We start from the raw sequence: 5,138 nt of genomic DNA on the forward strand, positions 1-5,138 counted from the left end.
GCGGTGAGTTCTACTCGATCGCGATCTCGAACGGCTACCAGCAGGTCGACAGCGGCACCAAGATGCTTCATCTCGGCAAGAACACCTCGAGCCGGATCATCTCCAAGGGCATCGCCGCTGGCAAGTCGCAGAACACCTATCGCGGCCTCGTCACCGCGCACCGGAAAGCCACCGGCGCGCGCAACTATACCGCCTGCGACTCGCTCCTGATCGGCGACAAATGCGGCGCGCACACCGTGCCTTACGTCGAGGCGAAGAACTCGTCGGCGACGTTCGAGCACGAGGCCACGACCTCGAAGATCTCCGAGGACGTGCTGTTCTACTGCACCCAGCGCGGGCTGTCGCAGGAGGAGGCGGTCGGCCTCGTCGTCAACGGCTTCGTCAAGGACGTGCTGCAGCAGCTGCCGATGGAGTTCGCGGTCGAGGCGCAGAAGCTGATCTCGATCTCGCTCGAAGGTTCGGTTGGATAATCCTCATCCTTGGCGGGCCTGCCGCAGCGGCGCCTTAAGGATGACACCCTAGGAAAACTGTAATGGCATTGCTTGAAGTGAAAGATCTCCAGGTTCGTGTCGAGGATCGCGAAATCCTCCACAGCCTGTCGTTGACCGTGAATCCAGGCGAGGTGCATGCGATCATGGGGCCGAATGGCTCCGGCAAATCGACGCTCTCCCACGTGATCGCCGGGAAGCCAGGCTATGAAGTGACGGGCGGACAGATCCTATTCCGCGGCGAAGATCTCTTGGAGATGGAGCCGGATGAGCGCGCCGCCAAGGGCGTGTTCCTCGCGTTCCAGTATCCGGTCGAAATTCCCGGCGTCGCCACCATGAACTTCTTGCGCACCGCGCTGAACGCGCAGCGCAAGGCACGTGGAGAAAGCGAGTATTCGACGCCGGACTTCCTGAAGAAGGTCCGCGAGGTCGCAAAGTCGCTCAACATCCCGCAGGACATGCTCAAGCGTGGCGTCAATGTCGGTTTCTCCGGCGGCGAGAAGAAGCGCAACGAGATCCTGCAGATGGCGTTGTTCGAGCCGAACCTCTGCATCCTGGACGAGATGGACTCAGGTCTCGACATCGACGCGCTCAGAATCGCGGCCGACGGTGTCAACGCGCTGCGATCGCCCGAGCGTGCCATGGTCGTGATTACCCACTACCAGCGACTCCTGAACTACATCGTGCCTGACGTCGTGCACGTGATGTCGAAAGGACGCGTCGTGAAGAGCGGTGACAGGCAGCTTTCGCTGGAGCTCGAGGCCGCCGGGTATGCCCAGTTCGAGCACGCGGCCTAGAGGGCGCAAGGGGTTTTGGATGAACCTGGTTCTGGCAAAAACCGATACCGGACCTGCGGTGGGCAATGTGTTCGTCAGGACCCACGGACGGCTGCCGGGCGCAGGCCCTGTCGCCGACATCCGCGCGAGGGCATTCGAGGCTTACAAGCGCGCAGGCTTGCCGCACCGGCGGATCGAGGAATGGAAATACACCGACCTGCGCGTACTGATGCGCGACGTCCTACCGCGTGCGCCGCAACCGGATACGGCTGCGCTCGCGCGGGCAAAGGCTGCGGTCGAAAAGGCGGCGATCGAGGGCGCAGCGAAGCTTGTGCTCGTCGACGGCTTGTTCACGCCCAATCTCTCCGACATCGTCCAGCTGGGCCAGGGCGTCGACGTACGCACACTGCGCGAAGTTCTGGAGAATCCAGCTAACGAGGGGCGAGGCGACCTGCTGCTTACCGCCACGACGGATGCGGTGATCTCGCTCAACGCCGCGATGGTGACCGACGGCGTGGTCATCACGGTCACCGACGGCACCGTGCTGTCCCGGCCGATTCAAATCGTCCATGTCGCAACTACCTCGTCGGCGTCGAGCTTCACGCGCTCGTATCTGAGGCTTGGCAAGGGCGTGCAGGCGGCCGTGGTCGAAAGCTTTGTGGCGGCCGAAGGCGCCCGCGCCTACCAGGCCAATGATGCGGTGATCGTCTCGGTTGGTGACGCGGCCAATCTCGCCCATCTGCACGTGGTGGCGGACGAGGCGGACGCCACCAACATTTCCTCCGTATTCGTCGCGCTCGGGGCGAAAGCGAAACTCAATTTGTTCAACATGATCTGTGGCGGTGCTGTCAGCCGCTACCAGGGATTCATCACATTGGTGGGCGAGGGCTCCGCGCTCTCCGTCAACGGCGTCAACTTGCTCAAGGACAAACAGCACGGCGACACGACATTGGTCATCGACCATGCTGTGCCGCACTGCACGAGCCGGGAGAATTTCCGCGCGGTCGTCGACGACCGCGGCCATTCGGTATTCCAGGGCCACATCATCGTCCGTCCCGATGCACAGAAAACCGACGGCAGGATGATGACGCGTGCGCTCCTGCTCTCGGACGAGGCCGAGGCCGACAACAAGCCGGAGCTCGAGATCTTTGCCGACGACGTGACCTGCGGCCATGGCGCGACCACCGGTGCGCTGGACGAAAGCCTCTTGTTCTATCTGCGTGCGCGCGGTCTCCCCGAGAAGGAAGCGCAGGCGCTCCTGATCCAGGCCTTTGTCGGCGAGGCCATCGAATCCATCACGAACGATCAGCTGCGCGAGCACGTGATCGCGGCGGCAGAGCGCTGGCTGGAGGCAAGGGGATGAGCACGCATCCGGCGGTCGCCAACGGCTCCTACGATGTCGCGCGGGTGCGCGAGGATTTTCCGGCGCTGGCGTTGAAGGTCTATGGCAAACCGCTGGTCTATCTCGACAACGCGGCCTCCGCGCAGAAGCCGAATGCGGTGCTCGACCGCATGGCCGAAGCCTACAAGACCGAATACGCCAACGTGCATCGCGGTCTGCATTACCTCGCCAATGCCGCGACCGAGGCTTACGAAGGCGCCCGTACCAAGGTGGCGCAATTCGTCAACGCCCGGCGCAGCGAAGAGATCATCTTCACCCGCAACGTCACCGAGGCGATCAACCTGGTTGCCTCCTCATGGGGCGAGCCCAATATCGGGCAGGGCGATGAGATCGTGCTCTCGATCATGGAGCACCATTCCAACATCGTGCCCTGGCATTTCCTGCGGGAGCGGCATGGCGCCGTCATCAAATGGGCGCCGGTCGATGACGACGGCAATTTCCTGATCGAGGAATTCGAGAAGCTGCTGACGCCGCGCACCAAGCTGGTCGCGATCACGCAGATGTCGAACGCGCTCGGCACGCTGGTTTCGGTCAAGGAGGTCGTCAGGATCGCGCATGACCGCGGCATTCTCGTGCTGGTCGACGGCGCGCAGGGCGCCGTGCACCTGCCGGTCGACGTCCAGGACCTCGATTGCGATTTCTACGCCTTCACCGGCCACAAGGTTTACGGCCCGACCGGCATCGGCGCGCTCTATGCCAAGCATGAGCACCTGGTCGCGATGCGGCCGTATAACGGCGGCGGCGAGATGATCCGCGAGGTCGCGAAGGACTGGGTCACCTACGGCGACCCGCCGCATAAATTCGAGGCTGGAACCCCGCCGATCGTCCAGGCGATCGGGCTGGGGGCTGCGATCGACTACGTCAATTCGATCGGCAAGGCGCGCATCGCCGCCCACGAGCACGGCCTGCTCACCTACGCCCAGGAACGCCTGCGCGAGATCAACTCGCTGCGGCTGATCGGCACCGCACGGGAGAAGGGGCCGGTGATCTCCTTCGAGATGAAGGGCGCCCATCCCCATGACGTCGCGACCGTGATCGACCGCCAGGGCATTGCGGTGCGCGCCGGCACCCATTGTGTGATGCCGCTCTTAGAGCGGTTCAATGTCACAGCCACCTGCCGGGCCTCGTTCGGCATGTATAATACCAGGGAAGAGGTCGATGGGCTGGCGGGCGCGCTTATCAAGGCGCAGGAGCTGTTCTCATGAGCGAAGGAGCCGGCCCTAGGCCATGAGGCGCGTCGTGTATACGCGAATTGCTGCCGCGATGCGCTAAACCTTATATCGCAGGACTTCCGCGCGGACGAGTGGTTCCGCTCCTTGACGCTGATTAAGAACGACGCATGCGTCCGCACAAAGATGTCGGCGCGCCGCTGGTCTATCCGCGACACCGGAATCGTGCGGTAGAGCTCGCGCTTTATTCGTGATCTCTACTACACTCTTGAGTTCATGGCGCAGGCCGTCTTCGTCATCATTCGCGCTCACGAGGTGGTTCGTCCCGGCGAGAGGGTGTATCTCTCGGCATAGTCGAGTTATCAGACCTAATGCGTCAAGGCGCATCAGCTAGTGTTCCGTCATTGACAGACGATTCACAAATTGGCGCAAACCTGCGAGTCTGCGCCGATGAGGAAGCTCGAGCAGATTGCGGTCAGCACAGCCGATCGCGAACGATTGGCGCGGCTGGTCCGGGACCGGAACACGCCGCAGAAGGTGGTTTGGCGAGCACGGATCGTGCTGCTGGCGAGCGATGGGTCGACGGCGGAGGCGATCGCGGCAGTGGCTGGCAAGAGCCTGGCGCCGTCGCTATGTGGCGAAAGGTGTGGACGGACTTCTGAAGGACGCGACGCGACCCTCTCGCGTCAAGCCGTTGCCGTCCGAAAAGATCAAACAGGTGGTGCACATGACGCTGCACGGGAAACCGCCGAATGCGACTCATTGGAGCGTGCGCAGCATGGCGAAGGCTGTTGGCATCTCTTACAGCAGTGTGCAGCGGATCTGGCATGCGCATGGGCTGAAGCCGCATCTGGTCGACACTTTCAAAGTCTCGCGCGACAAGAACTTCGCCGCCAAGGTGGAGGACGTGGTCGGGCTCTACCTCAATCCGCCGGACAAGGCGCTGGTCCTCTGCGTCGATGAAAAGAGCCAAATCCAGGCCCTCGACCGTACCCAGCCCGGCCCGCCGATGAAGAAGGGCCGCGCCGGTACCATGACCCACGACTACAAGCGCAACGGCACCACGACCTTGTTCGCGGCGCTCAACATGTTGGACGGCAAGATTATCGGCACCTGCATGCCTCGGCATCGGCACCGAGAGTTCCTGCGCTTTCTTAAGCTGATTGATCATCAGACCCCGCCTGGCCTCGATCTCCATCTGGTCGTTGACAACTATGCCACCCATAAGACACCAGCCGTAAAGCGTTGGCTCAAGGCACACCCACGCTTCCATTTGCACTTCACGCCGACCTCGGCCTCTTGG

4 protein-coding genes and 1 pseudogene are annotated in these 5,138 nt (G+C 62.5%); all 5 read left to right on the forward strand.

Translation table 11 applies throughout. The features are described from left to right. Nucleotides 1–470: SufD family Fe-S cluster assembly protein (locus tag J6497_RS40170; RefSeq protein ID WP_225704419.1), on the forward strand; the 470-nt coding region annotated here is incomplete at its 5' end. Nucleotides 471–532: 62 nt separating this feature from the next. Continuing rightward, nucleotides 533–1,285 (forward strand): Fe-S cluster assembly ATPase SufC, encoded by a 753-nt coding sequence (sufC, locus tag J6497_RS40175; RefSeq protein WP_225709669.1) that lies wholly within the window; start codon nucleotides 533–535, stop codon nucleotides 1,283–1,285. Nucleotides 1,286–1,304: 19 nt separating this feature from the next. Continuing rightward, the gene (sufD, locus tag J6497_RS40180; RefSeq protein WP_225709670.1) at nucleotides 1,305–2,627 is read left to right on the forward strand and encodes a Fe-S cluster assembly protein SufD; all 1,323 of its coding nucleotides are present in this window, start codon (nucleotides 1,305–1,307) and stop codon (nucleotides 2,625–2,627) included. Then, entirely contained in the window at nucleotides 2,624–3,871 is a 1,248-nt protein-coding gene (locus tag J6497_RS40185; protein ID WP_225709671.1) for a cysteine desulfurase, read from the forward strand. The genes sufD and J6497_RS40185 overlap by 4 nt, the downstream gene beginning before the upstream one ends. A gap of 414 nt (nucleotides 3,872–4,285) precedes the next feature. Then, nucleotides 4,286–5,138: pseudogene (locus J6497_RS40190) on the forward strand (IS630 family transposase); the annotation flags it as partial.

It is taken from the genome of Bradyrhizobium cenepequi (genome assembly GCF_020329485.1).
Lineage (GTDB): Bacteria > Pseudomonadota > Alphaproteobacteria > Rhizobiales > Xanthobacteraceae > Bradyrhizobium > Bradyrhizobium cenepequi.